We start from the raw sequence: 26,800 nt of genomic DNA on the forward strand, positions 1-26,800 counted from the left end.
GAACACCTCCGTGTCCTTTTTTCAGCGAGACCCTACCGTTTCGAGCCTTGCTGCAATTTCGGGACCCGCTGCCGCGGTCTGTCCCGTCGTCTCGTCTGCCGACCCCGTCTTCTGGGGGGCCGACAATTGTGCAAAAGTCTGCTGCTGGCCGAGCCAGGCGACATAATCTTCCTGGGTGTCGACCATCACGACGCCATGCATCATCGGATGTCCCTGGCCGCAAAGTTCGGCGCATAGGACCTGGAAGGTTCCGGTCCTGGTCGGGGTGAACCAGAAATAGGTCACCGAGCCCGGGATCATGTCCATCTTGGCGCGGAATTCCGGTACATAGAAATCATGCAGCACATCGATCGAGCGGAGCAGCATCTTGACCGGTTTGCCGACCGGCAGATGCAGATCGGCCGCTGCGACCACGACGTCGTCCTGACCATTGGGATCGCTGGGGATGACCCCCAGCGGATTGTCGGCACCGACGTCGCGCGTGTCTGATGTACCGAGCTTGCCGTCCCTGCCGGGCAGGCGGAAACTCCATTGCCATTGCTGGCCAATGACCTCGACCTCTGTCGCGTCGCGTGGAACGGTAACAAATCGGCTCCAGACGAACAGGCCGGGAACCAGCAGCGCCGTGACCCCAACCGCGGTGACGATCGTCAGCCACGATTCGAGCCGCTTGTTCTCCGGTTCGTACGCAGCACGATTGCCTTCCCGATGACGGAAGCGGAACACGCAATAGGCCATGAAAAGCACGACGGCGGCGAAGACGACGCCGGTGATCCAGAAGGTGATGATGATGGTGTTGTCGATATAGGCCCAGTTCGAGGCAATCGGCGTCCACCACCATGGGCTCAGGAGGTGAAACAACACCGAGCCCACGACGATCAAAACGAGTACAAGCGCTACGGCCATGTCCCGTTCCTCCGGCATTCAAGGGGGAGCGAAGCCGCCCGCAAGAAATGCCAAGCGCATCATAGCTTAATTTGGGGTCGCAATTCCAGAGGCTACTATCTTGACGGGAAAAATGCGCCCTTTGCCGCGGCGAGACGGGCTATCCCTGGATCAGCAGCAGGCTGGAATGACCTTCTGACCGCCTCAACGATCGTTCGAGCAGGAATTCCGAACGGCGCTTGAGGAGGATATGAGCGGAGGCTGTTTTAGCCGGATTCCCAGTGCTATTTCAGCAGGTCGACCAGGACGTCGAAGGCGGCGTCAATATCGGCGCGGACGGCCTGGCGGACGGCTTCGGCATCGCGGTCGCGCAGTGCCGCGAACATCTCCTGGTGATGCTCGTTGGCGGTCGAATAATTTCCGGAATCATGCAGCATGTTGAAATAGGGACTGATCTGCAGCCACAGATTTTCGATGATGTTGAGGATGTTTTCCGAGCCGGCCGCGCGGTAGATGGAGAAGTGAAAGGCGTAGTTGGCGCGCAGATAGGATTTGACGTCTCCCGCCGCGTTGGCCTGTTCGAGCGCTGTCAGATGCTGGCCGAGTTGCGCGATGCCCTGATCGTCGATGCGCTCTGCCGCCCAGGCGGCGGCGATCGCCTCGATCTCGAAGCGGACATTCCTGAGATCGATGAGGCGCGCGCGGCTGAGTGCGGGAATGCCGATCGAGCGCCCTGAAACGACCATCAGGGCATTGGCCGCGGTCAGTCGCCGCAATGCCTCCCTGACCGGCATAGGACTGACCCCGAAGGCGTCGGCCAGGCTTTGCACCGTCACCATCTCGCCAGGCACGATGCTGCCGTCGAGGATCAATTCGGTGACGTGGCGATAGACCCTGTCCTGCAGGGTCTCCCTGGACAGGGGCACGATCTCGACACCCGGCTTCCTGAACGCCGCTCCGGCCATTTCCATCAACCTTTCGGCGCAAAGGCCGCGCCATAACTCGTTCCCGGAATGCAGGGTTCCGGCTGCCGCGTCAAGCGTCGGCGCCCCAGTCTTGATGTAAGATATTTCATCATTGATCGTTGATCAAATGATGATACGGTCTCCGACATCGAATGACGAGGGCATGCTCGGCGGCGAGCTGCTTTTGACGGCGCTGCAGATGCTGCTGGCCAACACGCTGCCTACGCCACCAGGGCAATTCTTTACGGGCTGGTCGTTCTGGGCGCCGTCATGGCGCTGCGCGAACGGCGGCTGCAATGAAAAGGACAGGACGATGAGCGCAAAGGCACCCGCATCGGCGGACGAATTTCTGGCCGGGCTGAAAGGGCAGCGCGTGCTGGTGACGGCGGGCGCCGGCGGCATCGGCTTCGCCATCGCCGACACGCTGTCGCGGCTCGGCGCACGCATCGTCGTCTGCGACATCTCCGACGAGGCGCTGGCCGCGGCTCCCGGCAAGATCGACCTGGTCGCGGCGGTCAAGGCCGATGTCTCGCGCGACGAGGACGTCGACCGGCTGTTCGAGACGGTCAAGGAGAAACTCGGCGGGCTCGACGCGCTGATCAACAATGCCGGCATTGCCGGGCCGACAGGCGGTGTCGACGAGATCGAACCGGATGACTGGCGGCGCTGCATCGATATCTGCCTGACAGGGCAGTTCCTCTGCGCAAGGCGCGCCGTACCGCTGATCAAGGCAGAAGGCGGCGGCTCGATCGTGTCCATGTCGTCGGCGGCCGGCCGCCATGGCTACGCGTTCCGCACGCCCTATTCGGCCGCCAAATTCGGCGTCATCGGTTTCACGCAAAGCCTCGCCAAGGAGCTTGGGCCGCACGGCATCAGGGTCAATGCCATCCTGCCCGGCATTATCGAGGGGCCACGCATCGAAAGCGTCATCGCGGCGCGCGCCAAACAGGTCGGCATCGGCCACGAGGAGATGACGGGCCGCTATCTGCAGAACATCTCGCTGCGCCGCATGACCAGCCCCTATGACGTGGCCTCGATGGTGGCGTTCCTGCTCTCCGATGCGGGCATCAACATTTCCGGCCAGTCGCTCGGCGTCGACGGCAACGTCGAAACACTTTGAGGACCAAGCCATGGCCAATGTCGCGATTGTCGGAAGCGGGTTCATCGGGCGGGCCTGGGCAATCAGCTTCGCCCGCGCCGGCCATGAGGTGCGCATGTGGGATCAGTCGCCTGCCGCGACGGGCGGGGCGCGCCACTACATAGAGGGCGTGCTCGGCGATCTCTCCGCGAACGACCTGCTGCGCGGGCAATCCGTCGACACCGTGCTTGGCCGCATCGCCATCGTTGGCGAGCTGGCGGAGGCGCTGGCCGGCGCAACCCATGTCCAGGAAAACACGCCTGAAAACCTGGATGTGAAGCGGGAGGTGTTCTCGCTGATCGATCGGCTTGCCGGGCCGCAAACGATCATCGCCAGTTCCACCTCGGCGTTGCTGCCGTCGAAATTCACCGACCATCTGCAAGGGCGGCACCGCTGCTTGGTCGTGCATCCGATCAACCCGCCCTATCTCATTCCGGCGGCAGAGGTGGTGCCGGCGCCGTGGACTTCCGCCGAGACGCTGGAGAAGACGCGCGCCTTCCTCATCGACGCCGGCCACGCGCCGCTGGTGATGAGGCGCGAGCTCGACGGCTTCATCATGAACCGCCTGCAAGGGGCCTTGCTGGAGGAGGCTTTCCGGCTTGTCGCGGACGGCTACGCCAGTGTCGAGGATGTCGATATCGGCATTCGCGATGGCTTGGCACTGCGCTGGTCCTTCATGGGACCGTTCGAGACCATCGACCTCAACGCACCCGGCGGCGTGCGCGACTATGTCGATCGTTACCAAGGCATCTATTCCAACATCTTCCCGCAGATGCTGCGCCGCGTCGACTGGGCGGGCGATGTCATGAAAACGGTCGAGGCCGAGCGCAGCAAGCGCCTGCCGAGGGAAAGCCTGGGTGACCGGCAGGTCTGGCGGGATCGCCGGCTGATGGCGCTGGCGGCACACAAGAAGAAATCGGATCAGGAGTTCGGACAATGAAAGAAACCAGCCGCAAATCAGGCGCATCGGCGGCCAAGGGCAAGGTCATCATCACCTGCGCGGTGACGGGCGCGATCCACACGCCGACCATGTCGCCCTATCTGCCGATCACGCCGGATCAGATCGCCTCGGAAGCGATCGCGGCGGCGCAGGCCGGTGCTGCGATCCTGCATCTGCATGCGCGAGACCCGGAAACCGGCAAGCCCGACCAGACGCCGGAGGCGTTCGCCCGCTTCCTGCCGCACGTCAAGCAAGGAACCAATGCCGCCATCAACATCACCACAGGCGGCAGCCCGTACATGAAGGTCGAGGAGCGCGTGCGCCCGGCTGCCCAGTTCAAACCTGAGGTCGCCTCACTCAATATGGGCTCGATAAATTTCGGGCTCTATCACCTCGCCGACAAATACGAGACCTTCAAGTTCGACTGGGAAAAGCCGCATCTGGAGGCGACGCGCGACCTCGTTTTCCGCAACTCGTTCAAGGACATCGAATACATTCTGGCGACTTGCTACGACAATGGCACGCGCTTCGAGTTCGAGTGCTACGACATCGCCCATCTCTACAACCTCGCCCACTTCGCCGATCGGGGGCTGGTGAAGCCGCCGTTCTTCGTGCAGTCGGTGTTTGGCCTGCTCGGCGGCATCGGCACCCATTCCGAAGACGTCGCCCATATGAAGCGCACCGCTGACCGGCTGTTCGGCGACCAGTTCCGCTGGTCGGTGCTGGGCGCCGGCGCCAGCCAGCTGCGCATCGCCGCGCAATCGGCAGCACTCGGCGGCAACATCCGCGTTGGGCTGGAGGACAGCCTGTGGGCCGGCAAGGGCAAGCTCGCCAAGTCGAACGCCGAACAGGTCTTGCTGGCGCGCAAGCTCATCGAAGGGCTTGGCATGGAGGTGGCGACGCCTGACGAGGCGCGCGAGATCCTGTCGCTGAAGGGCGGCGACAAGGTCGCCTTCTGACCCGGCCAGGACCGAGGGTGCGAGTTTTTCTCGATGGTCAAGAAATAGCAAGGCCGCCGGCGGCCTTGCTATTGCCGTTCCGGTCGACGCCTAAGGCGTCGTCTGCGCTTCGATCTTGGTAGCCATCTGGTCGATCTTGTCTGCAAGGACGCCTTCGGCCCAGGCGGTGACGTCGTCGTCGACGGGCTTGTTGGCCATGTCCGTCAGCGCTGCATCGAGCGATGCCTGGTCGGTGCCGACGGTTGCCGTGGCAGCCGCCGCCTCAGCCTGGTCCGCCGCTGCGTTGTCGGCGTCGACAACGGCCTGCTGGGCGGTGATCTGATCTTTCACAGCCTGGATCTGCGCAGCCGTGGCATTCGGATCAGCCTGCAGTGCGGTCAGTTGCGCATTCAGCTTATCCAGTTGGGCCTGCGCGGCGGCGGCCGTGGCGGCTGCCGTCTCAGCCGCGGCCTGGGCAGCCTTGGCTTTCGCCGACTGTGTCACGAAGGCCTGGAGGGCAGCGAACTTCTTGCTCTTGGAATTCATATAGGCGTTGATGTTGCGCTGCAGCGAATTCAGCCGGCCGAGTTTGGCATGGATGTTTTTCTCCTTCGGCACGGCTGCGACCTGGGTGGTCGTGTCGACCGTGGTGTCGGTCGTTGCGTCAGCATCGACCTTGCCGACACGTCCGGGGGCCGACGCAGACTTGCCATGCGAGGCACCGCTGTTGCCTTTGCCATTGCCGCCAGCATTGCCGTTGCCGCCACCGTGGCCGCTGCCATTGCCGCCACCGTGCCCGTTGCCGCCGGCCCCGGCGAGCGCCGGCGACGCCAGAAGCGTCAATGCGGCAAGCGCCGCGAACAGAGTTTTTCGGTTTGTCATGGTGTCTCCTCGGGGAATCGCCACCTCCGCCCAACCGCGCTAGATCAGCGTAATATGAGAATCCACTAATCGTACGGAGTAAACTTTAGACAAATGCGGTCGCAATGCGCGAGTCTGGTAATGGCTTGTGGCTTAACTTATTGATATTTCATGCAAATAGGCGCCGTGAGGTCGCTGTGCTACTGAAGTCCCATACCAGCCAGGACCATGGTCCCGTCCGTCAGACAATGTCGGTCGGAAACGCGTTGGAATACCGGAAGTCGATGACGAAAGCCTGGCCGAATGCGTGAGGCAGGAACGCCATGGCTTTGCTTTCAGCGAAGACGGCATGGTCGCCATGTTGGTCGTTGCCCCTAGATCAGCAGCAGGCCCTTCATGCTGGCGTATCCCTTGCGCCCGATGATGATGTGGTCGTGCACGCCGATGCCCAGCCGTTTGCCCGCTTCGATGATCTCTTTCGTCATCTCGATGTCGGCGCGCGATGGCGTCGGATCGCCTGACGGGTGGTTGTGCACCAGGATGATCGCGGTGGCCGACAGTTCGAGCGCGCGCTTGACCACTTCCCTGGGATAGACGGGCGTGTGGTCGACAGTGCCGGTCTGCTGCACCTCGTCGGCGATCAGCGCGTTCTTCTTGTCGAGGAACAGGATGCGGAATTGCTCGCGCGCCTCGAAGGCCATGGCCGAGCGGCAATAGGCGAGGAGCTGCGTCCAGGACGAAAGGACTTCGCGGCCGTGCACCTCGCCATGCGCCATGCGTTGCGCTGTCGCAGCGACAACCTTCAGGTCGAACGCCACCGCCGGGCCGATGCCCTTGACCTCCTGCAGCAGGTTGACGGGCGCGCCAAGCACTTCGGCCAGCGTACCGAAGCGCGCCAGCAATGCCTTGGCGGCCGGTTTGGTGTCGGCGCGCGGGATCAGCCGGAAGAGCAAGAGCTCCAGAAGTTCATAGTCGGGCAGGGCGTCTTGACCCGCCGAGGCAAAGCGCTCGCGCAAACGGTCGCGGTGGCCGAGATATCCAGGCTTTTCAGCTGGAACGGGCCTCGCCTTCGCCGCGGGCCGAACCGGCACCTCGGCGAAGAAACTCCGCTCGTCGTCGTCGCTGGCCTTCCCCATCAGCCCCCGCATCCAGCCAATCAGTCGGGCAAGGCGCTCGCCCGACGTATTAAAATATCAGGCCGGCAGGCCGGGCCGGTCGAGGTTCTTGGGCGAGAGCGTGAAAATCTCGCAGCCGGTGTCGGTCACGCCGATCGTGTGCTCGTACTGTGCCGACAGCGAACGGTCCCGCGTCACCGCCGTCCAGCCATCCGACAGCACCTTCACATGCGGCCGGCCGAGATTGATCATCGGCTCGATGGTGAAGATCATGCCGGGCCGCATCTCGACGCCCTCATTGGCGCTGCCATAGTGCAGAATGTTGGGGGCGTCGTGGAAGAGCTGGCCGACGCCATGGCCGCAGAAGTCGCGCACCACCGAGCAGCGCTCCGCTTCGGCAAAAGTCTGGATGGCGGCGCCGATGGCGCCGGTGCGGGCACCCGGCCGGACGGCGGCGATGCCGCGCATCAGGCATTCATGGGTGACCTCGAGCAGGCGTTCGGCCGCGCGCTTGATGGTGCCTACCGGATACATGCGCGAGGAATCGCCATGCCAGCCATCGAGAATGTAGGTGACGTCGATGTTGACGATGTCGCCATCCTTCAGCGGCTTGTTGTCTGGAATGCCGTGGCAGACGACGTGGTTGATCGAGGTGCAGGACGATTTCGTGTAGCCGCGATAGTTGAGCGTCGCCGGCAGCGCGCCGTGATCCATGCCGAACTCGAAGACGAAACGATCGATGGCGTCCGTGGTGACGCCGGGCGCGACCATCGGCACCAGCGCGTCCAGGCAACGGGCGGTGAGGTCACATGCCTTGCGCATGCCGGCAAAACCGTCCTCGCCATAGAGGCGGATCTGGCCGGTGTTTCTGAGAGGGGCCGTGGCGGCGTCGAGATAGGTGACCATTTTGTCCGTATGGAAGAGTGAGCGCTGCAGGAGTTCTGGCGAGGGTATTCCGCCAGATTTGGCACTTGAGGGCAAAAGGTTCAAGGAAGAACTGGCTGATGCGGGCTTAGCCGGCGGGATATTCGTCTCGTCGGGCCAATTTCGATCGGTTTTTGCACGGTTGCTTTCCTTTCCGGCCATCGTGCGAAGCAAAAACGGCCGTTTCCGCAGTGACGACACATTTGCGTGGCACTGAGCGGGCAAAGCAACTTTTGACGACGAACGGCGCTGCCTGGGCGACGGGGTCGGGAGATTTGCGGATGGATAGATTGCAATTCGAGGTGCCGGTGCGCATTGCGCAAGGCCCCGGCTTGCCCGTCGAGGAGATTTACAGCGTCGAGCAGGCGCTGGATTTCCTGCAGGACTGGCCGGCGCGCCGGCAGGGACCGGTTTATCAGAAAGCCTTCAATGCCTGCTTCGGCGCCACGGTGGACGTGGTCAAGACCGAGGATGCCTGCCGGGCGTTCATGGCGTTCTGCCGTGTCACCGGACTGATGGCCAGCGACATGATGGCGCCGCGCAAGCGTGGCGGCGAGGCAAGCCTGCAGCGGGCCTGAGGGCTGCTTCGCCTGTTCCGATCGACCAACTCCGTTTTCTCAACCAACTTGCCTTGAATGTGCGTGGTGATCTCGTGCCTCGATCATCATCTGCATTTCCTCGCACGATGATGCATCGACAGCGGCGTTAAGCTTCCGTTTCCACCTTGGCGGCTATGCCAATGCTTGTTCAGCAATGGTTGATTCGTTGCGTCAGTTCAGGTTTGGAAGATGTCCCCAGAAAAAGTCCGTGCATTCCCGATCGACCGTCAGCTGTTCTTGGTCAGGGAAGTTGCAGCCAGCCTAGACAATCTGCATGGCGAGCCTGCAGCCTCGTTCTGGAGGGCTAAAGCGGCCGAGTTGCTTGACCTGGTTGTCGGGTCGGGCAGGGACAGAGCAACCGCCAGTGATGAAGTGCGCAGGTTTTTCCTGGCCGTACAGAGAGAGCTTTCGGCTGGACTGGCGACTGAGTCGGCTCCAGTTCTTTCCGCCTGAAGAAAATATTTCTTCCAGGCAGCACCTGGCTGCGCCTTCGTTGTCCCGAGGGCGGCCGAGGACGCGGTCACCGTCAACGGGCGGAGATGGCGTTCGATGAGCCTGACATCGAAGCAACATCGCGCGACCTTGATACATCAAAGTTAAATGCGGAGAATTCGCTTCGCTGCTAATAATAAGGTGGCGGGGGCTGCTCGGGAGGAGCGCCCATGGAAATACGGGACCTCGTTGCCAAGATATCAGTTGGGTTGCTGAAGCGCCGTGGCAATGCCCTATCGCTGTCCATCAAGCCGAGACGCGCATCCTTGGCGGACATTCCCATTAAATCGCGGCAAAAACCCGCGCATCGCCCACCGCCTCCGATTCGTCCAGCCAGCAACATGTAGTTCGAGGGCTTTTGCCCAGGCGCAAGGTGCCGAACCGTGCTGACGTTCCAGCGCCGTGAGTTTCTTGCCTATCGCGACGTCTGCATGCACTGATCAGCCGACGGCCCACTGTTTGAAGCCAATCGAAGCCCTCATCAAAAAATGAACCGAACTTTTTAGCCGTTCCTTCATATATGCATGCTTTCTAATTTAAGTTATGATTTTCAATTGCTTCGCCCGAATTCGGATCATGGCGACCGGTATACGCCGGAGCACACGGGCGAATGTTGCCACCATCTTCGCCCTCAGCCTGCCGATCGTCGTCGGCGCGGCCGGCTTTGGCGTGGAGACCTCCTACTGGTACTACAACAGCCTGAGACTACAGGCGACGGCCGATGCCGCGGCCTATGCCGGCGCGCTTGAACAGATCTCGGGTTCCGACAAGCCGACGATCGTCGCGGCCGCGACGCAGTCGGCAGCGACGAACGGGCTGGGCTCGGGCACGATCATCGTCAACACGCCGCCGGCGTCCGGGCCGAATACGGCGAAGAAGGCGGTCGAGGTCATCGTCGCTCAGAACCTCAACCGGATGTTCACCTCGATCTTCACGCAGAGCCAGGTTCCCGAACAGGCGAGGGCGGTGGCTCTCATCACCGATGCCTCGAAGGCCTGCATGACCGCGCTCGACCAGACCGCCTCGCAGGCTGCATCGTTTTCAGGCAATACCACCGTGAAGGTCACCGGCTGCGTGGTGATGTCCAATTCGATCGCTCCGGACGCCATCAAGCTCCAGGGCTCGGCGAGCCTCCAGGTCGATTGCCTGATATCGGCGGGCGGCGTGTCTCTCAGCAATCCCGTCACCACGGTCTGCGCGGCCCCGATCACCCAGGCGCTGCCTGCGGCAGATCCATTTGCAGACCTCCCGGTTCCGGCGGCCTCGAACCCATGCCAGAACGACAACAAGGCGACGCTGAGCCCAGGCACCTATTGCAGCGGCATGACGCTGAAGGGCAATGTCGCCCTCTCGCCCGGCGTCTATGTCGTTCAGGGCGATCTCAAGATAAACGCCAACGCGATCATCACCGGCAGCGATGTGACCATCTTCATGTCGGGCAGTTCGACCGTCAGCATGAATGGCAACGCCTCCGTGAAGCTCAGCGCGCCGACCTCGGGTATCTATTCCGGTGTGCTGTTCTACGGCGACAGGGCCGGCAACAGTGCATCCAGCACATTCAATGGAACAGCGGATTCGCTGCTAACCGGGGCCATCTACTTCCCCAAACAGCAAGTGAATTATCTTGGCAATTTCTCGGGCAACAGCGGCTGCACCCAGGTCGTCGCCAATACGATTCAATGGTCCGGCAGCACGACCATCAACCAGGATTGCACGAGCCTCGGAATGCGCGACATTCCGGCGGCGCGGTCCGTGGCGCTGGTGGAGTAGCCTCCGTGGAGCCCCGATCTGTGCCGATCCTGAGCGATAAAACGGGCGTTGCAGCGGTCGAGTTCGCGATGGTCCTGCCTTTCCTGTGCGCGGCGCTGCTCGGTATCATCGACGGCTGGTCCTATGTGACGAGTTCGCTGTCGATGCGTGCCGGCGTGAAGACCGCCGCGAACCTGATCATGGAAGGCTCGACGAATGATACGGCGACGCAGGCCGTCGCCATTTCGAGCTGGGAGAAACGGCCGGCGGACGGCCAGGTCACGCTAAGCCGGATCTATATGTGCGGGACGACCGTGGTCGACGCCTCCACTCTGTGCAGCGGACCAAAGGTGCCGTCGGTCTATGTTCAGATCCAGGCATCGGCCACCTGGACGCCGCCCTTCACCTTCGGCGTCTTTTCCGCTTCCAGCGTCATCGGCCATCTGGAGGTGATCCGTGTTCGCTAGGGCGTCTCACCGTTTCGCGGAAATGGCGAAACGCCCTCGCTCTTTGTTTTGCCGCGATTCCCAAGCGAAAGCGCTGCGCGCTTTTCCCGGGACAACCAGCTCACACTTTTCCTGGAATTGCGCCAGGCAAGGCGCCTTCGGGCGAGATCGTTCGGGCGGGGCCGGGTTGGAGTTCGCGCTGATCGCACCGTTCCTCATCATATTGCTGTTCGGGATCTTCGCCTTGGGCTGGTCGATGCATTCGGTGTCCAGCGTTCGCTATACGCTGGAGACATCATCGCGCTCGCTGCAGCTTCAGAACACGCTGACCCAGGCCGACATCCAATCGATCGCCAGGCAGAAATTGCAGGCCTTGGGTTTGAAGGATGTGAACGTGACGATCGCCATCGACCCGGCAAGCGGCGGTTTCCGCATGGCGCATCTGACCGCCACCTATGCCTTCGTCGTCGACTTTCCTTACCTCGACACCTTTCCGATCAACTACGCCACCACCGTTACCGTACCGCTGGTCGGCGGTTAGTGAAATGCGGCGCTGACGCGAACTTCCGCGTTTCAGCCGGCATGGTCCAGCAATCTTATCGTGGTGTCACGGCGATGTTCGGAATTGGCGCGATCGATGCCTTCCACGGTGATCGCGAAGGTTCCGTTCTCGATCCTTCCAATCCAGCCCTTGGCTTTTAGGTACCAGAGATGAAACTCAAGATGTTCTCGTGGACAGCCTGACAAACGTTCGATTTCTGTATCGCCAATGCCGGGATTGTTTACGTCTTGCCGGCGCTTGACGTAAAGCAGCGAGAGCAATTTCGCCTGAATGGCCACATCGCGGTCGATTGTTGTGTTGTTGCTGGCTTCCCCAATCAACTCCGTTCGCAGATTCAAATGGTCTTTGTGCTGGATATCATACCGCGCGCGCTTCACAGGATCCTTGAGCACATTGTGGGCTTCCAGGATTTCGCTAAAGCGTGATTCATCGCCGGTGTCCTGATTGTCAGGATGGTAGCGCATGGCAAAATAGCGGAATACCCGTTCTATCGTTTCCGAGTTGGCGTTCGGGCTGATTTCCAGGAGTTCGTAGTAATCAACGAACAAGATGGCGCCCCCACAACTTCGCTATTGCGCACACCGTCGAGAGCATGACTGCTGAAGGCAAGGAACGACAGTCCTCAACTTGCGGCTTGGATCGGCGCGAACCGAAGCTGGTCGAGAGAATCCGCGCGTGACATTGCCATCAGTCGCGCAACGGCGAAGGCGGCCAGAATGATGAAAACAGCCGTGAGGTTAAGGAAGGCGGGTGATGCAAAGATGCTCCCGCCCGGATCATAGCAGCTCAGTTCCATGGCGCTCTACCCCTTCAGCGACCTGATGGTTTGGATAATGATCCGGCTTGGTGAGGAACACAAGCGCTTGCTAATAAGATGGTTGATGCGGTTGCTCCGGGACTCAAGGCAAGGGCGGCTGAGATATTCGGCAAACAGGGGGTGGAGTGCACGAAAGCCTGTACGCCGAAGGGGAATCGAACCCCTTGTTACCGCCGTGAAAAGGGCGGGCTTCGCGAGGCTCCCTGGAAGGAAGGCGCCGTTGAAATCGATCGCGCCTGGTGGGCGGCGCCTGAGCAGGCCGGACGATGCGGCCGCGCAACTTGCGGCGACCGGTTCTTCCGTCCAGTAATGGATCAATCGTCGCTGGCACAACAATTGCATTGTCAGCGATGCCGGCTGTTGGGACCGGCAATTGGGGCCGAGGTTGGGGCAGGCCTCGCCGCTTCGCAAATGGAGCGGCGGGGTTTCTGCGTTCAAGCAGATTGCAGGTGCATCCAGAGACACAGCGACTGGCCATGGGCGGGCGCCAGGACGCACGGGAAGCCTCTGCCGCGTAGGACAGCGCCAGCGAGGAACGCGCGCTGGTGCGCCCGCCAAGCGGCTTAACGCCTCACCTGAGGATGAAGTACAGCGGAACGAGTATCGAGAATGCCGCGATAGCGGTCAGAAAAATGTCTGTGGTCATGAGCCCCCGCTCGGAATTTCACGACCATCTCACATTCAATTAGCTAAAATGCAAATGAACTCGCGGCCGGCCTTTCGTGGGACAGCACCGGCGCGGCCGCCCGCGGCTGAGCAGGCCAACAGGCGCCCAAGGTTCCGTGGCCTTACCGGGAGGAAATGATGTCGATCCGCGACGAACTGCAGGAGCTTTGGGACATCTACGTTGCGGCCTATCGGGCCGGCGATGCTGCCGGTTGTGCGGCGGTATTCACTTCTGACGCGGAATTGCATTCTCCCTATGCGCCGCCGCCTCGCGGCCGCGCGGCGATAGAGGCGCTGCATGGCGTTTGGACCCAATACGCCACCCCGACAAAACACTAGCCAGAGGCGGGGGCATCCGGGAAGCTGGCATGGTCTCTCGCGGCCTATTCGGAGGGTGAGGCGACCGGGAACGGAACTTCGCTCAGCGTTTTTGAGCGACAGGCTGCTGGCGGACGCTGGCTGATCCGCATGTGCAGCCTCAACAGCACCGATCCCGGCCAATGACCGACAAAGCCGGCCACAACCTGCTCGCCAGCGTCTTCGGCAAGGCGCACGTGCGCACTATCCTGACTACACAGGATGAGGGTGAAACCCAAGCGCCGGACAGGCGATGCTTCAGCATGGCGCGCGAGGGCTCGGGTCGAGGAGATCCTGAAGCCGAAGGAGCGCTAAAGGGCTCGGCGCAGGCGGCGACATGTCCGGTGATGGAATGGCGAATCTCCGAAAGGTCCGCCGCATCAGACATGCGGGATTCGGCGCGGGTGGTGACGTCCATCATGCACGCGAAATTGTTTGTGTTGCCATTTTGACCAATTCCCTGGAATCGGCCCAAAAATTGGACAGTAAGGACTGGGAGGTCGCTAAGTGTTTGAAAGGTCTGGTACGCCCAAGGGGAATCGAACCCCTGTTACCGCCGTGAAAGGGCGGTGTCCTAACCGCTAGACGATGGGCGCGCTCAGACGAAGCGGCTTATACTGACGTTGTGCGCAACCGGCAACCCGTCAGGTGCCGGCTTGGACAACTTTTTTCCGAGGCTTTGGAATCGGGGGCTTCGCCACCCACTGCGCGGCTTGGTGACTAGCGAAAACGCCCATTGCTTCGTCATTCCAAGGCGGAGCAAGGAGCAAAGCTACTCGGCGCAGACCCTGGAGCTGCTCCGCAGCCAAAGGAATCCATGCCGCGACTTCAAGGCGTTGAAACGGTGCGGAATTCTGGTCGGCCGCGCTCGTCAACCAAGGCCACGGAATGGATCCTCGGGTCTTCGCGACGGAGCTTCGCTCCTGCTCCGCCCGTGGATGACGAAGTTGGGGGGGCGCTCAGGCCAATGGAAAGTCCACTGGAACGATATTGATGGCACGACCCTAGCCGCTCTGGCCCGTCAAATCGCGCCGTTCAGCCGTCACCGCCGCCGCTTCGCCGGCGGCAGCGCCAGTTCCAGTCGCGCTCGGGCCCGACGTCGACATGTACCGATTCGGTATGGCAATAGGTGCCGACGCCACCGCGGCCGGGCATGGTCCTGATGTAGTTCGCCAGTTCCCATTTGGAGACGCCGGGCACCTGGATGTCGGCGGCGGCGCAGTACATGTGCAGCGAGTTCTTGGCGCCGTTGGCGCGGCGGTTGCGGGCAGGGTCGCGGTAGCCTGACGTGACCATCATCTTGCGGCCGTAATGGCCTTCGATCGTCTTCAGCACGCGCACCAGAGACGGCTTCAGGCAGGCGACATCGACGCTTTCGTTCTGCTTCAGCAGGCCGTTTGGCGCGAGCCGGGCCATGCCGGCTGCGGACGCAACCTGATAGCTGCCGCCGATTGGACCCTCATCCTCATTGAGGTCGACGTCGCTTTCGTCGTCGAGGCCGGATTTGCGCTTGATCTCGAACAGGGCGGTCTGGCGCACGCCAGGCAAGGCATCGCTGCCGGTGATATGACCTGCGTCGTCACCGGTCGAGGCCAACTGTATCGGCTTTGCCGTGGAGTCGGCCGAGGCCAACGTGATGATCGGCTTTGCCGCCGCCGCAGGCGCGGGTTTGGCCTGTGCGGTCGGCTGTTCGCCCGATCGCGTGTTGATGAGCGGAGCCGGTGTGGCCGAAGCGGGCGTGGCGCCGAACATCGAGGCCAGGAAGCCACGTTTCTTTGGCGCCTCGGCTGGTGTCGCCTCACCTGCGGTCACATAGACCGGATTGTTCATCACCGGCGCCGCGGCCGGCTTTGGCGTTGTCACCGCCGCATCGGCGGCGGCGATCTTCTGGGCGACCGCGTCTGTCTGCTGCGCCGTCTGGGCCGGCTGCTGCAAGGCCTGCGGCGTTTGTCCCGCGATCGCTTCAGCGCCGGCCGGCGTTATCAGCGGAAAGGCTGCTTGCGGCTTGGCGATCGGTACGTAAGCGACTTTTTCGGGGAGTGCGGTGTCGCCTTCGCTCATCACGGTCGTTTGCGTGGCCGTTGTCTGCGATGTCGAATCGGCGGTGGCGATGGACTTGCCGGTGGCGGCCGCATTGATGTCAGAGGCGGAGGCATTGTAGCCGGGCATTCCGACCGACATTGTCGGGTCGCCGGCCGATGTGCAGGAGGCCAGGAGCACACAGCAGAGCGCTGCCAAGATGGCGCTGCGTTCTCCCTTTGCGAGGCTCCATCCTGCTGATTTCAAAGTCAAATTCCCCCTCGATGTCCGGTCGGTACGTCCTTGGCGCAGCACTGGAAGTCGCTGTCCAAGGTGACCTTTGTCTCCGATCCGGAAACGAGACCTGTGTCAAATCCGCAAGCCTGGAAGTATTTTTGCAGTGATTGCCGAATTACGGCTGCTTGATGGTTGACGACACCATTTCGCCCGCTTTTGACGGGCCGTCAACTCACCAGACATTACAGTCCGTTACACTCGCACCTTCACATAGCTGCCGGGAGCATCGCCCAAGGTTTTCATATGCTTGCCGGGTTTGCGGGCAGGCACACGGGTGTCGTCCTTGGCCTCGATCCAGCTTTGCCAGTGCGGCCACCACGACCCGGGATGCTCAGCGGCCCTGGCAATCCATTGGCCGAAATCGCCTTCCGGTTTGCCGCCGGTCCAATACTGGTACTTGCCGGAGGCGGGCGGATTGACGACACCGGCTATGTGGCCCGATCCCGCCATCACGTAGTCGACCTTGCCGCCGAAATATTTCGAGCCGAGGAAGACGGACAGCGCCGGCGCGATGTGATCTTCGCGCGAGGCGAGGTTGTAGATCGGAATGGTGATATCGCCGAGCGAGACCGTATGCCCCGCCAGTTCCATCTTGCCGCGCGAGAGGTTGTTCTCGAGATAGCAATTGCGCAGGTAGAAGGAATGGTTGGCCGCCGCCATGCGGGTCGAATCGGCATTCCAGTAGAGCAGGTCGAAGGGCAGGGGGTCCTTGCCTCGCATGTAGTTGTTGACGACATAGGGCCAGATCAGGTCGCCGGAGCGCAGCATGTTGAAGGCGGTCGCCATCTTGGTGCCGTCGAGATAGCCCTTCTCGTTCATTGACTTCTCCACCGCCGCGACCTGTTCCTCGTCGACGAAGACTTTCAGGTCGCCGGCATAGGTGAAGTCGACCTGCGTGGTGAAGAAGGTAGCCGACTTGATGCGGTCGTCGCCTTCCTGTGCCATCAGAGCCAGCGCCGCCGCCAGCAGCGTGCCGCCGACGCAGTAGCCGATCGCGTTGACGTCCCGCTCGCCGGTCGCCTCCTCGATCGTGTCGAGGCCATATTGCAGGCCTTCCCTGATATAGGCTTCCCATCCCTTCGCGCCGTGGCGCTCGTCCGGATTGATCCAGGAGATGACGAAGACGGTGTGGCCCTGCTCGATCGCCCAGCGGATGAAGGATTTCTGCGGGTTGAGGTCGAGTATGTAGAACTTGTTGATCCAGGGCGGGCAGATCAGCAACGGGCGTTTCAGCACGGTCTCGGTCGCCGGATCATACTGGATGATCTCGGCGACATCGCTGCGGCCAACGACCTTGCCGGTTGTGGTGGCGATGTTCCTGCCGATCTCGAAGGGCGAATAGTCGGCCTGGCGCAGTTTCAGGTCGCCCTTGCCGGCGGCGATGTCCTCGGCCAGCATCTTCATGCCGCGCACCAGGTTCTCGCCGTTGGAAGCGACGGTCTCGCGGAAAAGCTCGGGGTTGGTCAGGATGAAATTCGACGGCGAGATGGCATTGGACACCTGCTTGACGTAGAAGCTCGCCTTGTGGCGGGTGTGCTCGTCCAGACCTTCGGCGTGCTCGACCAGTTCGGACGCCCAGCGCGAGGTGACGAGATAGGCCTGCTTGAGGAAATCGAAGAAGGCGTTGCGGCCCCATTCCGGGTCCTGGAAACGCTTGTCGCCGCGCTCCGGCTTGACGGCGTCGTCGGGGCCTTCGGCGTTGGGGCTGACGCGTTGGATGGCGTTCGCCCACACGGTCATGTAGCCGGCGAACAGCCGCGTCTGCGCTTCGAGCGCGCGCTGGGGGTCGGCGAGCCAGTATTCGCTCAGCTTGGAAAACGTCTTGACCATGTCGACGACCGGCTCGGCGACGTGGTCGCGCACTTCGCCGCGCTCGCGCGGTTCGGCCCAGGCGGACGCCGCCTTGCCGGCCTGCTCGATCATGCGCGCCATGTTCAACGCGAAGCGCTCCGGATCCTTCACCAGATATTGCTCGACGGTCGAAGGCTCGTCATCTTCCGTTTTGCCCGAATCGGGTGTTTTGGACATGGTTCGCGGGGTTCCTCCCGAAGCGTTTTCTTGACATATTAACATGGGACATCCGACAGGGTCCAATCTCGCTCTACCGCGGCTGCCAAGGAAACAATATGACGATTAATATTGGCGAGACTGTTTTTTTTGATGCCGCACGCTTTTGCCGCATCGGCGCGGCGATCGTGCTTTTGGGGATCGCCGGGTGTTCGAGCACGAATACCAGCGCTCCGGTGCCGATGGCCGACAATGCAGGTCCAAAGGATACCGGCACCTTTCCGAACCTCAACATCCCGCCCAAAGTGGCGAACAAGCAGCTGACGCAGGCCGAGACGAACGCCAAGCTCGCCGAACTCAAGGCTGATGGCGGCGCACAGAGCGCCAAAAGCGGCGGCGGCGCTGCGGTCGCCAATCAGGCGGCGTTGGCGGACCTAGCCACGAAACATGGTCCGCAGACGCTGAAGCAGATCGAAGGCAAATGCGATCCCGCCCTCGACCCTACCTGCAAATGAGTATATAGCGCGCGCCCATAGCCCCTTTTGCTGTCTGGAACTGCCATGGAAGAGTTTCACAAGGTCCGCCGGCTTCCGCCTTACGTGTTCGAGCAGGTTAACCGGCTCAAGGCCAGTGCCCGTTCGCGCGGCGCCGACATCATCGACCTCGGCATGGGCAATCCGGACCTGCCGACGCCCAAGGCCATCGTCGACAAATTGTGCGAAGTGGTGCGCGATCCGCGCACCCATCGCTATTCCTCCTCGCGCGGCATTCCCGGCCTGCGCCGCGCCCAGGCGGCCTATTATCAGCGCCGCTTCGGCGTGAAGCTCAACCCCGACACGCAGGTGGTGGCCACGCTCGGCTCGAAGGAAGGCTTCGCCAACATGGCGCAGGCGATCACCGCGCCTGGCGACGTCATCCTGTGCCCGAACCCGACCTATCCGATCCATGCCTTCGGCTTCATCATGTCGGGTGGCGTCATCCGGTCGCTGCAGGTCGAGCCGGACGATGGGTTCATTCCAGCGCTGGAACGCGGCGTTCGCCACTCGATCCCGAAGCCGCTGGCGCTGATCCTCAACTATCCGTCGAACCCGACGGCGCTGGTCGCTTCGCTCGACTTCTACAAGGACGTGGTGGCGTTCGCGAAGAAGAACGACATCATCATCCTGTCCGACCTTGCCTATTCGGAGATCTATTTCGACGGCAACCCGCCGCCTTCGGTGCTGCAGGTGCCGGGCGCCATCGATGTCTGCGTCGAATTCACCTCAATGTCGAAGACCTTCTCCATGCCCGGCTGGCGCATGGGTTTTGCCGTCGGCAATGAGCGGCTGATCTCGGCGTTGACCCGGGTGAAGTCCTATCTCGACTACGGCGCCTTCACGCCGATCCAGGTGGCAGCGGCTCATGCGCTCAACGGCGACGGCGCCGATATCGCCGAGGTGCGCGAGGTCTACCACAAGCGCCGCGACGTCATGGTCGATTCCTTCGGGCGCGCCGGCTGGAACATTCCAGCTCCCGCCGCCTCGATGTTCGCCTGGGCGCCGATCCCCGAACCGTTCAAGCATCTCGGTTCGCTCGAATTCTCCAAGCTGCTCATCGAGCACGCCGATGTGGCGGTGGCGCCCGGTGTCGGCTTCGGCGAACATGGCGACGATTTCGTGCGCCTGGCGCTGGTCGAGAACGAGCACCGGATCCGCCAGGCGGCGCGCAACATCAAGCGCTTCCTGTCGACCAGCGCCAAGCAGCCCAACAATGTGGTGCCGCTGTCCGCCCACCGGTAAGCAAAAATTCGATCTGATTTTGAGGGACGTCGCCTTCCATGGCTGAAGCTCTGCGTGTTGGAATTGCCGGACTTGGTACGGTCGGCGCATCGGTGGCGCGGGTGCTGCGCGACAAGGCAGCGGAACTGACCCGGCAATGCGGGCGCGACATTGTCGTGTCGGCAGTTTCGGCGCGTGACCCGAAACGCGACCGTGGCGTCGATGTCAGCGCCGCCAAATGGTTCGACGATCCGGTCAAGATGGCACAGATCGCCGACATCGACGTGTTCATCGAACTGATCGGCGGCGACGAGGGGCCGGCGCGCCTGTCGGTCAAGGCGGCGCTCGAAGCCGGCCGCCACGTCGTCACCGCCAACAAGGCGCTGCTCGCCAAGCATGGCGTGGCGCTGGCCGAGATCGCCGAGAAGAAGGGCGTGCTGCTCAACTACGAGGCGGCGGTGGCCGGCGGCATTCCGGTCATCAAGACGATGCGCGAGGCGATGGCCGGCAATTCGGTCAATCGCGTGTTCGGCATTCTCAACGGCACCTGCAACTACATCCTCACCCGCATGGAGGCCGAGGGCATTTCGTTCGACGCCTGCCTGAAGGACGCGCAGCGGCTGGGTTACGCCGAGGCTGATCCGACCTTCGACATCGAGGGCCACGACACCGCGCACAAGCTGTCGATCCTGACCAGCCTTGCCTTCGGCACCAAGATCGCCGCCAACGACATTTATATGGAAGGCATTTCCAACATCACCCAGGCCGACATCCGTGCGGCCGGCGATCTCGGCTACCGGATCAAGCTGCTTGGCGTTGCCCAGCGCACCGAAAGCGGCATCGAGCAGCGCGTGCATCCGACCATGGTGCCGACCGCTTCCGTCATCGCGCAGGTGCATGGCGTCACCAATGCGGTGGCGATCGAGACCGACATTCTTGGCGAATTGTTGCTTTCAGGCCCCGGCGCCGGCGGCAACGCCACTGCCTCGGCCGTCATCGGCGACATCGCCGACATCGCCAAGAGCCGGCCCGGCTTCCAGCATGGCCCGGTCTTCGGCCTGCCGGCGAAGGAGCTCAGGCCCTACAAGAAGGCGCAGATGCGCAGCCATGCCGGCGGCTACTTCATCCGGTTGACCGTGCATGATCGCATCGGCGTCTTTGCCGCGATCGCCAAGCGCATGGCCGACAACGATATTTCGCTGGAATCGATCGTCCAGCATGCGGTCAGCGGCGAGGCGGCGGCGCAGAAGACGGTGATCCTCGTTACCCATGAGACCACCGAGGCAGCCGTGCGCAAGGCCGTCGATGGCATCACCAAGGACGGTCACCTGACCGACAAGCCGCAGGTCATCCGCATCGAGCGGGCAGGGTAGTCGTCCCCCGGCGGGTAACGTCCTCGCCGGCGCCTGCGGTCGACAGATGGCGACCAGCCGCGCATTGGCCGGAACGAATTCGTTGCGGCGCCGTTCTCTTGGTCAGTAACCAAGGGAGCCGCTTCATGGCCGATACCAGCAAGTCCGACCCCCCCTCCATCGACGATATCCAGAAAACGCTGGAAAAGCAGATCGCTGAACTGCGCAAGGAGATCACCAAGATCAACAAGAGCATTTCGGCAAGGGGCGCGGAAATGCTCGATGATGCCAGCGAACAGGCTTCGGATTTTTATGAGACGGCCGCGGCGCGTGCATCGCGCACAGCACAGCAGCTGCGCAGCCAGGCTCAGGCGGTTTCGGAAGTCGCGCGCGAAAACCCGGGCACGACGACAGCCGTGATCGGCGTCGTCGGCCTGCTTGGTTTTCTGGCCGGGATCGCCGTCGGCCAGTCGATGAACAACGACACGCCCCGCCGTTGGTATTGAGCGTGCCGGTAACGGGCTGGCAGTGCCGGCTCGTTTCCCGTTTCAGGAATTCATTTGAAGGAGGGCATCATGGCTTCATCCATGTTGATGGGCATACTGATCACATTCCTCGTCATCATTCTCGTTCTCTATCTCGTGCAGCGCCTGCCGCTCGACGCCAGGATGCGGCAGATCGTGCAGGTCATCGTTATCATCATCGGCATCATTTCGTTGCTCAGATATCTCGCGGTTTTCTAGATCGCGGCGGCAATCCTCAGTGCTTCTTCAAGGCGGCCCGGTCGTTTCCGACCGGTCCGCAATCTTGTCGGAAATGCGGTTCAATCGATTGATATTGCTGGCTTTTCGATAAAACGTCCGGCAGGTCTTGCCGTTGTCATGCTCGTTTGACAAAACAGGCCCGCCTCCGGCGGGAGGCGCTATGCCAACGAGGATTTGCCGAACATGAATGTGGCCCAGAACATCGTCGCCGGCCTTGACCGGATACTCACCATGGAACTGGTGCGCGTCACCGAAAGGGCCGCCGTGGCGGCCGCCAGGCTGCGCGGCCGTGGCGATGAAAAGGCTGCCGACCAGGTCGCTGTCGACGCCATGCGACAGGAGCTCAACCGTCTTGCCATCAAAGGCACGGTGGTGATCGGCGAGGGCGAGCGCGACGAGGCGCCGATGCTCTATATCGGCGAAGAGGTCGGCACCGGCAAAGGACCGGCAGTCGACATCGCGCTCGATCCGCTCGAAGGCACGACGATCTGCGCCAAGAACCTGCCCAACGCGCTTGCTGTCATCGCCATTGCCGAGAAGGGTAGCCTGCTGTTCGCACCCGACGTCTATATGGACAAGATCGCCATTGGTCCGGGCTATGCCGAAGGCGTCATCGATATCGATGCTTCTCCGGCCGAGAACATCGCGAGCCTGGCGCGAGCCAAGGGCGTCGCGGTCTCGGACATCACCACCTGCATCCTCGACCGGCCGCGCCACGCCAAGCTGATCGATGCCGTGCGCGCCACGGGAGCCGCGATCCGGCTGATCGGCGACGGCGATGTCGCCGGCGTCATCCACACCACCGACCCGGAGGAGACCGGCATCGACCTCTATCTCGGCACGGGCGGCGCCCCGGAAGGCGTTCTGGCCGCGGCCGCATTGCGCTGCACCGGCGGCCAGATGCAGGGCCGGCTGATCCTCGATACGCCGGACAAGGTCGCGCGCGCCGCCAAGATGGGCATTTCCGATCCGAAGCGGATCTACCATGCGGAAGACATGGCGCGCGGCGACGTGCTGTTCGCGGCGACCGGCGTCACCGACGGCAACATGCTGGCCGGCGTCAAGTTCGGCCGCACCTATATCACCACCCACACCATCGTACTGCGCTCATCGTCGCGGACCGTGCGCGAGATCAAGGCGCGGCATCAGGATCTGGATAAGTTCTAGGCCTCCTTGCGAAGCCGCACCGCAGTTGCTAGCCCTTGGCTGCATCTGAACCCTGGCGGCGCAAGGATTGACGATGAATGTGTTCGACTGGCACGCGGATCCGATTTCGTGTGCCGCGCCCATCACGAAATCCTATCGCAACACCCAGAATGTGCGCCGCTATTTCACCCCGCGAATGCGGCGATACGTTCAGGTTCGATCGGCCTTTCATGGCCTGGCTAAAGGACGGTCGGGACAAGACAATGGGCGACGCCGCCGACGAATGGATCAGGCGCGCCTGGCTGAAAAGCGGAAAGCGTGGTTTGTCTTGAATTCTCCTGCGACGCCACCCGCCGCGAACCACCTGGTTTTGCCCGTCTTTGGCCCTAAAGCGCGTCGCGTTCACGCGCAGCACTTTAGGCTGTTGTCCGCGCATGTCGTTAGCCCAAAACCGCTGCACATTTTTGCGCGACATGCTCTATCCTGCGGCCGACCATGAATTGGCAAAGCGCATAATGGGCGAAAGGCGCCTTTTCCTCGATGTCAGGCAGTCGGCGACCGGTCTCTCCTGGGAGCACCGGCTGACCGAACGGCAGGACATGGTCGCGCTTGCCATCGCGCAAGGTCATGGCGTGCCCGACATCGTCGCGCGCGTTCTGGCCGGACGCGGCGTTACCGCCGACGAGACTGAGCGCTTCCTCGATCCGACGATCCGCGACCTGTTGCCCAATCCGGTGTCGCTGACCGACATGGACAAGGCCGCAACCCGAATCGCGGCGGCGGTGATGGCGCGGGAAAAGGTAGCGATCTTCGGCGACTACGATGTCGATGGCGCCGCCTCGTCGGCCTTGCTGAAGCGGTTTCTGGCACATTTCTCCATACCGTCGGAAATCTATATTCCGGACCGTATCTTCGAGGGTTACGGTCCCAATCCCGATGCCATGCGCGAACTCGTGTCGCGCGGCGCGACGCTGATCGTCACCGTCGATTGCGGCACCAACAGTGCCATTTCCGTCGATGCCGCCAACGAAGCCGGCGCCGATGTCGTGGTGCTCGACCACCATCAGGTCGGCGGCGCGTTGCCGGCCGCGATTGCGGTGGTCAATCCAAACCGTGACGACGATCTTTCCGGGCAGGGGCATCTGTGTGCCGCCGGTGTCGTGTTCCTCGCCCTGGTGCAGACCGCGAAAATCCTGCGTGGCCTGAGCGATGTCGCGCCGCCAGACCTGCTTTCGCTGCTCGATCTCGTGGCGTTGGCGACCGTTTGCGATGTGGTGCCGCTCACCGGCGTCAACCGTGCCTTCGTCGTCAAAGGCCTGCAAATGGCGCGCCAGCAGAAGAATGAAGGCTTGGCCGCATTGGCGCGGGTATCGCGCATTGGCGAGCCGGTCAGCACCTTCCATCTCGCCTATCTGATCGGGCCACGCATCAATGCCGGCGGGCGCATCGGCGATGCGGCGCTTGGCAGCCGGCTGCTTGCGACCGACGATCCGGTCGAGGCGCGGACCATCGCCGAGACGCTCGACCGGCTGAACCAGGAGCGGCAGCTGATGGAGCAGGAGATGCTGGCCGCGGCGCGCGCCGAGGCCGATGCCGAGCTTGCCGGTGGCAGCGGCCCGGCGATCGTCGTCACCGCCAGCAACAACTGGCATCCCGGCATTGTCGGCCTGCTCGCCTCGAGGCTGAAGGATCATGCGCGCCGGCCGGCTTTCGCCATTGCCTTCAACGCTGTGGGCATCGGCACCGGTTCGGGCCGTTCTGTGTCGGGCTTCGACCTCGGCCGGCTGGTGCGCGAAGCCGCCGATGTCGGGCTGATCGTCAAGGGCGGTGGTCATGGCATGGCGGCCGGCATCACTGTGGAGCGCGCCAGGCTCGGCGAACTCAGGGCGTTCTTCGAGGAACGGGCGGCTGCCGACGTGTTTCGGCTACAGGACGAGGAGAGCCTGGCGATCGATGGCGCGCTTGCGGCCGAAGGCGCGACGCTCAGCCTGCTCGACGCGCTGGAAAAGGCCGGCCCCTTTGGCGCCGGCCACGTCGCGCCGGTCTTCGTGCTGCCGCGCCATCGGCTGGCCGACGCCAGGCCGGTCGGCACCAACCATATACGCTGTGAATTGCAGTCGGACAGCGGCGGCCGTATCCAGGCGATCGCCTTTCGTGCCGTCGATACGGTGCTTGGCGAATTCCTGTTCAAGAACCGTGGCAAGAGCGTGCATGTCGCCGGCTCGCTGTCTGTTAATTACTGGAACGGCAACCGCACGGTGCAATTCCGCATTGTCGATGCGGCGCGAGCGTAGCCGCGTCAGTATCTATGCAGCTTGGTTGGCCGGCGCATAACGCATTAGCGTCACATCCTGGGGCAGGCTTTCCCTGCCGAGCGGTTTCAGCCTCAGCGACAGGCCGGACTGGAAGTACGGCTTGCCGCCCCCCAGCACGACCGGGTGCATGTACAGCCGGTATTCATCGATAAGCCCTGCTCGTGCCAGACCGGCGGCAAGGTCTGCGCCGCCGAGGATGACGAGGCCATCCGTCTTTGACTTGAGCGATCTCACCGCGGTCTCGGCATCGCCATTCACCAGCCGGGCATTGGGCCCGACCTGCCGAAGCGTGGTCGAGAAGACGATCTTCGGTGTCTCTCGCCATGCGCGGGCAAAGTCCCGCTCGACCTCGGTGGAGCCGGTCTCGCGCTCAGGGCTGTCCCAGAAGCGCATCGTCTCGTACATCCGTCGCCCGGCAAGGACTGCTGAGGCTAGCCTCATCATGTCATTGAAATGCTGATGCAATTCTGTCTCCGGCACTGGCAGTGCTATGTCCTCGTCCGATCGGGCGATATAGCCGTCCAAAGAGGTGAGCATGGAATAAACGAGCCTGGCCATTGGCGCCTCCGTATAAGCAGCACAGGCCAGCATAACCAATTGCGTTTTGCAATCAGTTTTTCACACAACAGGCAAATGAAAAGGCCGCCAACGCTTCAAGGGTGCAGCACCACTCCGTCGATGGGACGCAACGGACGGTGTTTCGGACAGCGGCTGGCCTCAGGCGAGAACGGTCTGCAGCCGGGTCAGTTCGCCGATCTGGGCCATCGTCGCCTGATAGCCGAGCTGGATCGCCTCGTCGGCGCGATGGAATTCGGTGAGGCCGATATGGCTGAGTTTGGGCTGCAGCGACATATCTGGCGGATCGCCCGCCAGCCTGGCGCGCGAGATGCGGTCCTGGATGATGTTGAAAGCCTCGACCATGACGCCGGTGATGCCGAGGCGGGTCTGATGCGACTGGTGCTCGGTGCCGACATGGCCGGGGCGCGGCGCGTCCTTTTCGACAACAAGTTCGCCGGCGCTGTGTTTGATCACGGCGGCGCGGCCGAACAGGTCGTAGTGAAGGTTGACCGCCACGACGAGCGGCTGCTCGTAGGCGCGGCAAACCGATACCGGCACCGGATTGACCAGCGCGCCGTCGACCAGCATGCGGCCGTTGCAATTCACCGGCTCGAACACGCCAGGCAATGCGTAGGACGCGCGCATGGCCGTGATCAGCGAGCCGTGCGACAGCCAGATCTCGTGGCCGGTGCGGATTTCCGATGCGACGCTGACGAAGGGTTTTGGCAGGTCTTCGAAACGGACGCCCGCCACATGCTCGCGCAGACGGGCATCGAGTTTCAAGCCGCCGAACAGGCCGCTGCCGCGCAGATTGAGATCGAGCAGGCCGAAAATGCGCCGCTTCGTCAGGCTGCGGGCGAACTCTTCCAGCTCATCCAGTTTGCCGGCGAGATAACAGCCGCCGACCAGCGCGCCGATCGAGGTGCCGGCGATCATCGAAACTTCGATGCCGGCTTCATCGAGCGCGCGCAGCACGCCGATATGAGCCCAGCCTCTTGCGCAACCGCCGCCCAAAGCGAGCGAAATGGCTGTTTTCTTGGGAGATTTCGTTTCGGACGCGCCGCCGGAAGAGGTCAGGCCGTTGGCCTCCCTGACATCTGGTCTGTTACGCAATGACGCCCACTCGAGCAT

The 26,800-nt window shown here is 62.4% G+C and carries 29 protein-coding genes, 1 tRNA gene and 1 pseudogene; 19 read left to right on the forward strand and 12 right to left on the reverse strand.

The features are described 5' to 3' along the window. Positions 1-21 precede the first annotated feature (21 nt). Positions 22-906: a cytochrome c oxidase subunit II gene (coxB, locus tag CK226_RS03295; protein ID WP_095791083.1), complete on the reverse strand. Its 885-nt coding sequence runs from the start codon at positions 904-906 to the stop codon at positions 22-24. 263 nt (positions 907-1,169) lie between these two features. Continuing rightward, the gene (locus CK226_RS03300; RefSeq protein WP_095791084.1) at positions 1,170-1,850 is read right to left on the reverse strand and encodes a GntR family transcriptional regulator; all 681 of its coding nucleotides are present in this window, start codon (positions 1,848-1,850) and stop codon (positions 1,170-1,172) included. A gap of 313 nt (positions 1,851-2,163) precedes the next feature. Here CK226_RS03300 and CK226_RS03305 point away from each other — a divergent pair, with 313 nt between their 5' ends. Genes CK226_RS03305 through CK226_RS03315 form a run of 3 tightly spaced genes read left to right on the forward strand, consistent with a single transcriptional unit; the run spans position 2,164 to position 4,887 of the window. Beyond that, positions 2,164-2,970 (forward strand): SDR family oxidoreductase, encoded by an 807-nt coding sequence (locus CK226_RS03305; protein WP_095790993.1) that lies wholly within the window; start codon positions 2,164-2,166, stop codon positions 2,968-2,970. Positions 2,971-2,980: 10 nt separating this feature from the next. After that, entirely contained in the window at positions 2,981-3,928 is a 948-nt protein-coding gene (locus CK226_RS03310) for a 3-hydroxyacyl-CoA dehydrogenase (RefSeq protein WP_095790994.1), read from the forward strand. Next, the gene (locus tag CK226_RS03315) at positions 3,925-4,887 is read left to right on the forward strand and encodes a 3-keto-5-aminohexanoate cleavage protein (RefSeq protein ID WP_095790995.1); all 963 of its coding nucleotides are present in this window, start codon (positions 3,925-3,927) and stop codon (positions 4,885-4,887) included. The genes CK226_RS03310 and CK226_RS03315 overlap by 4 nt, the downstream gene beginning before the upstream one ends. A 90-nt stretch (positions 4,888-4,977) precedes the next feature. On the opposite strand, the gene CK226_RS03320 is transcribed toward CK226_RS03315, so the two are convergent. The 3 genes from CK226_RS03320 to map all read right to left on the reverse strand — a co-directional run bounded on the left by CK226_RS03320 (position 4,978) and on the right by map (position 7,748). Beyond that, on the reverse strand, positions 4,978-5,748 hold the full coding sequence (locus CK226_RS03320; protein WP_095790996.1) for a hypothetical protein: 771 nt from the start codon (positions 5,746-5,748) through the stop codon (positions 4,978-4,980). Between the two features lie 353 nt (positions 5,749-6,101). Beyond that, entirely contained in the window at positions 6,102-6,863 is a 762-nt protein-coding gene (radC, locus tag CK226_RS03325; RefSeq protein ID WP_095790997.1) for a DNA repair protein RadC, read from the reverse strand. Positions 6,864-6,920: 57 nt separating this feature from the next. Further along, positions 6,921-7,748 (reverse strand): type I methionyl aminopeptidase, encoded by an 828-nt coding sequence (map, locus tag CK226_RS03330; protein ID WP_095772828.1) that lies wholly within the window; start codon positions 7,746-7,748, stop codon positions 6,921-6,923. 299 nt (positions 7,749-8,047) lie between these two features. On the opposite strand from map, the gene CK226_RS03335 reads away from it, so the two are divergent. The 5 genes from CK226_RS03335 (at position 8,048) to CK226_RS03355 (ending at position 11,593) form a co-directional block, all read left to right on the forward strand. Next, positions 8,048-8,344, forward strand: coding sequence for a DUF982 domain-containing protein (locus tag CK226_RS03335; RefSeq protein ID WP_095772827.1), 297 nt, complete (start codon positions 8,048-8,050; stop codon positions 8,342-8,344). Between the two features lie 210 nt (positions 8,345-8,554). Continuing rightward, the gene (locus CK226_RS35440) at positions 8,555-8,818 is read left to right on the forward strand and encodes a DUF6074 family protein (RefSeq protein WP_095772826.1); all 264 of its coding nucleotides are present in this window, start codon (positions 8,555-8,557) and stop codon (positions 8,816-8,818) included. A gap of 582 nt (positions 8,819-9,400) precedes the next feature. Next, positions 9,401-10,627 (forward strand): pilus assembly protein TadG-related protein, encoded by a 1,227-nt coding sequence (locus tag CK226_RS03345; protein WP_179296426.1) that lies wholly within the window; start codon positions 9,401-9,403, stop codon positions 10,625-10,627. A gap of 5 nt (positions 10,628-10,632) precedes the next feature. Further along, positions 10,633-11,073 (forward strand): TadE/TadG family type IV pilus assembly protein, encoded by a 441-nt coding sequence (locus CK226_RS03350; RefSeq protein ID WP_179296079.1) that lies wholly within the window; start codon positions 10,633-10,635, stop codon positions 11,071-11,073. Between the two features lie 166 nt (positions 11,074-11,239). After that, complete coding sequence (locus CK226_RS03355; RefSeq protein WP_095772824.1) at positions 11,240-11,593, forward strand: TadE/TadG family type IV pilus assembly protein; 354 nt, start codon at positions 11,240-11,242, stop codon at positions 11,591-11,593. 32 nt (positions 11,594-11,625) lie between these two features. Here the strand turns inward: CK226_RS03355 and CK226_RS03360 are convergent, their stop codons facing one another. Beyond that, on the reverse strand, positions 11,626-12,162 hold the full coding sequence (locus tag CK226_RS03360; protein ID WP_095790998.1) for a J domain-containing protein: 537 nt from the start codon (positions 12,160-12,162) through the stop codon (positions 11,626-11,628). A 74-nt stretch (positions 12,163-12,236) separates the two neighbouring features. After that, a complete protein-coding gene (locus CK226_RS34725; RefSeq protein WP_179296424.1) occupies positions 12,237-12,410 on the reverse strand; it encodes a hypothetical protein in 174 nt (57 codons plus the stop codon). An 825-nt stretch (positions 12,411-13,235) separates the two neighbouring features. Here CK226_RS34725 and CK226_RS35445 point away from each other — a divergent pair. Both CK226_RS35445 and CK226_RS03375 read left to right on the forward strand, forming a co-directional pair. Then, positions 13,236-13,436: a nuclear transport factor 2 family protein gene (locus CK226_RS35445; RefSeq protein WP_245437641.1), complete on the forward strand. Its 201-nt coding sequence runs from the start codon at positions 13,236-13,238 to the stop codon at positions 13,434-13,436. Between the two features lie 161 nt (positions 13,437-13,597). Continuing rightward, positions 13,598-13,906 (forward strand): hypothetical protein, encoded by a 309-nt coding sequence (locus tag CK226_RS03375; RefSeq protein WP_095791000.1) that lies wholly within the window; start codon positions 13,598-13,600, stop codon positions 13,904-13,906. A 69-nt stretch (positions 13,907-13,975) separates the two neighbouring features. Here the strand turns inward: CK226_RS03375 and CK226_RS03380 are convergent. The 3 genes from CK226_RS03380 to phaC form a co-directional block, all read right to left on the reverse strand. Next, positions 13,976-14,050, reverse strand: a tRNA-Glu gene (locus CK226_RS03380). A gap of 439 nt (positions 14,051-14,489) precedes the next feature. Then, positions 14,490-15,746, reverse strand: coding sequence for a YcbK family protein (locus CK226_RS03385; protein ID WP_095791001.1), 1,257 nt, complete (start codon positions 15,744-15,746; stop codon positions 14,490-14,492). A 216-nt stretch (positions 15,747-15,962) separates the two neighbouring features. Then, positions 15,963-17,798 (reverse strand): class I poly(R)-hydroxyalkanoic acid synthase, encoded by a 1,836-nt coding sequence (phaC, locus tag CK226_RS03390; protein WP_095772820.1) that lies wholly within the window; start codon positions 17,796-17,798, stop codon positions 15,963-15,965. Between phaC and CK226_RS03395 the strand changes: the two genes are divergently transcribed. From CK226_RS03395 to recJ, 9 genes and pseudogenes are all read left to right on the forward strand, one after another. Further along, positions 17,786-18,292 carry a hypothetical protein gene (locus tag CK226_RS03395; protein ID WP_179300955.1) on the forward strand — a complete coding sequence of 169 codons (507 nt, stop codon included), beginning with the start codon at positions 17,786-17,788 and terminating at the stop codon, positions 18,290-18,292. The genes phaC and CK226_RS03395 overlap by 13 nt on opposite strands. Before the next feature lie 45 nt (positions 18,293-18,337). Then, on the forward strand, positions 18,338-19,555 hold the full coding sequence (locus CK226_RS03400; RefSeq protein ID WP_019858471.1) for an LL-diaminopimelate aminotransferase: 1,218 nt from the start codon (positions 18,338-18,340) through the stop codon (positions 19,553-19,555). 38 nt (positions 19,556-19,593) lie between these two features. Then, the gene (locus CK226_RS03405) at positions 19,594-20,907 is read left to right on the forward strand and encodes a homoserine dehydrogenase (protein ID WP_095772818.1); all 1,314 of its coding nucleotides are present in this window, start codon (positions 19,594-19,596) and stop codon (positions 20,905-20,907) included. A 125-nt stretch (positions 20,908-21,032) separates the two neighbouring features. Beyond that, positions 21,033-21,392: a hypothetical protein gene (locus tag CK226_RS03410; protein ID WP_095791003.1), complete on the forward strand. Its 360-nt coding sequence runs from the start codon at positions 21,033-21,035 to the stop codon at positions 21,390-21,392. 69 nt (positions 21,393-21,461) lie between these two features. Continuing rightward, positions 21,462-21,629, forward strand: coding sequence for a Thivi_2564 family membrane protein (locus tag CK226_RS03415; RefSeq protein WP_095773087.1), 168 nt, complete (start codon positions 21,462-21,464; stop codon positions 21,627-21,629). Positions 21,630-21,833: 204 nt separating this feature from the next. Continuing rightward, entirely contained in the window at positions 21,834-22,817 is a 984-nt protein-coding gene (gene glpX / locus CK226_RS03420) for a class II fructose-bisphosphatase (protein ID WP_095790047.1), read from the forward strand. 73 nt (positions 22,818-22,890) lie between these two features. Continuing rightward, positions 22,891-22,946, forward strand: a pseudogene (locus CK226_RS35980) (hypothetical protein); the annotation flags it as partial. 80 nt (positions 22,947-23,026) lie between these two features. Next, on the forward strand, positions 23,027-23,128 hold the full coding sequence (locus CK226_RS35985; protein WP_280951464.1) for a DUF6434 domain-containing protein: 102 nt from the start codon (positions 23,027-23,029) through the stop codon (positions 23,126-23,128). Positions 23,129-23,308: 180 nt separating this feature from the next. Beyond that, positions 23,309-25,090: a single-stranded-DNA-specific exonuclease RecJ gene (gene recJ / locus CK226_RS03430; RefSeq protein ID WP_095791085.1), complete on the forward strand. Its 1,782-nt coding sequence runs from the start codon at positions 23,309-23,311 to the stop codon at positions 25,088-25,090. Positions 25,091-25,102: 12 nt separating this feature from the next. Here the strand turns inward: recJ and CK226_RS03435 are convergent, their stop codons facing one another. Beyond that, entirely contained in the window at positions 25,103-25,669 is a 567-nt protein-coding gene (locus tag CK226_RS03435) for a dihydrofolate reductase family protein (protein WP_095773085.1), read from the reverse strand. A 159-nt stretch (positions 25,670-25,828) separates the two neighbouring features. Further along, complete coding sequence (locus CK226_RS03440) at positions 25,829-26,800, reverse strand: patatin family protein (protein WP_095790099.1); 972 nt, start codon at positions 26,798-26,800, stop codon at positions 25,829-25,831.

Origin of the sequence: Mesorhizobium sp. WSM4311, assembly GCF_002295115.1 — a bacterium.
In the GTDB taxonomy this organism is placed as follows: domain Bacteria; phylum Pseudomonadota; class Alphaproteobacteria; order Rhizobiales; family Rhizobiaceae; genus Mesorhizobium.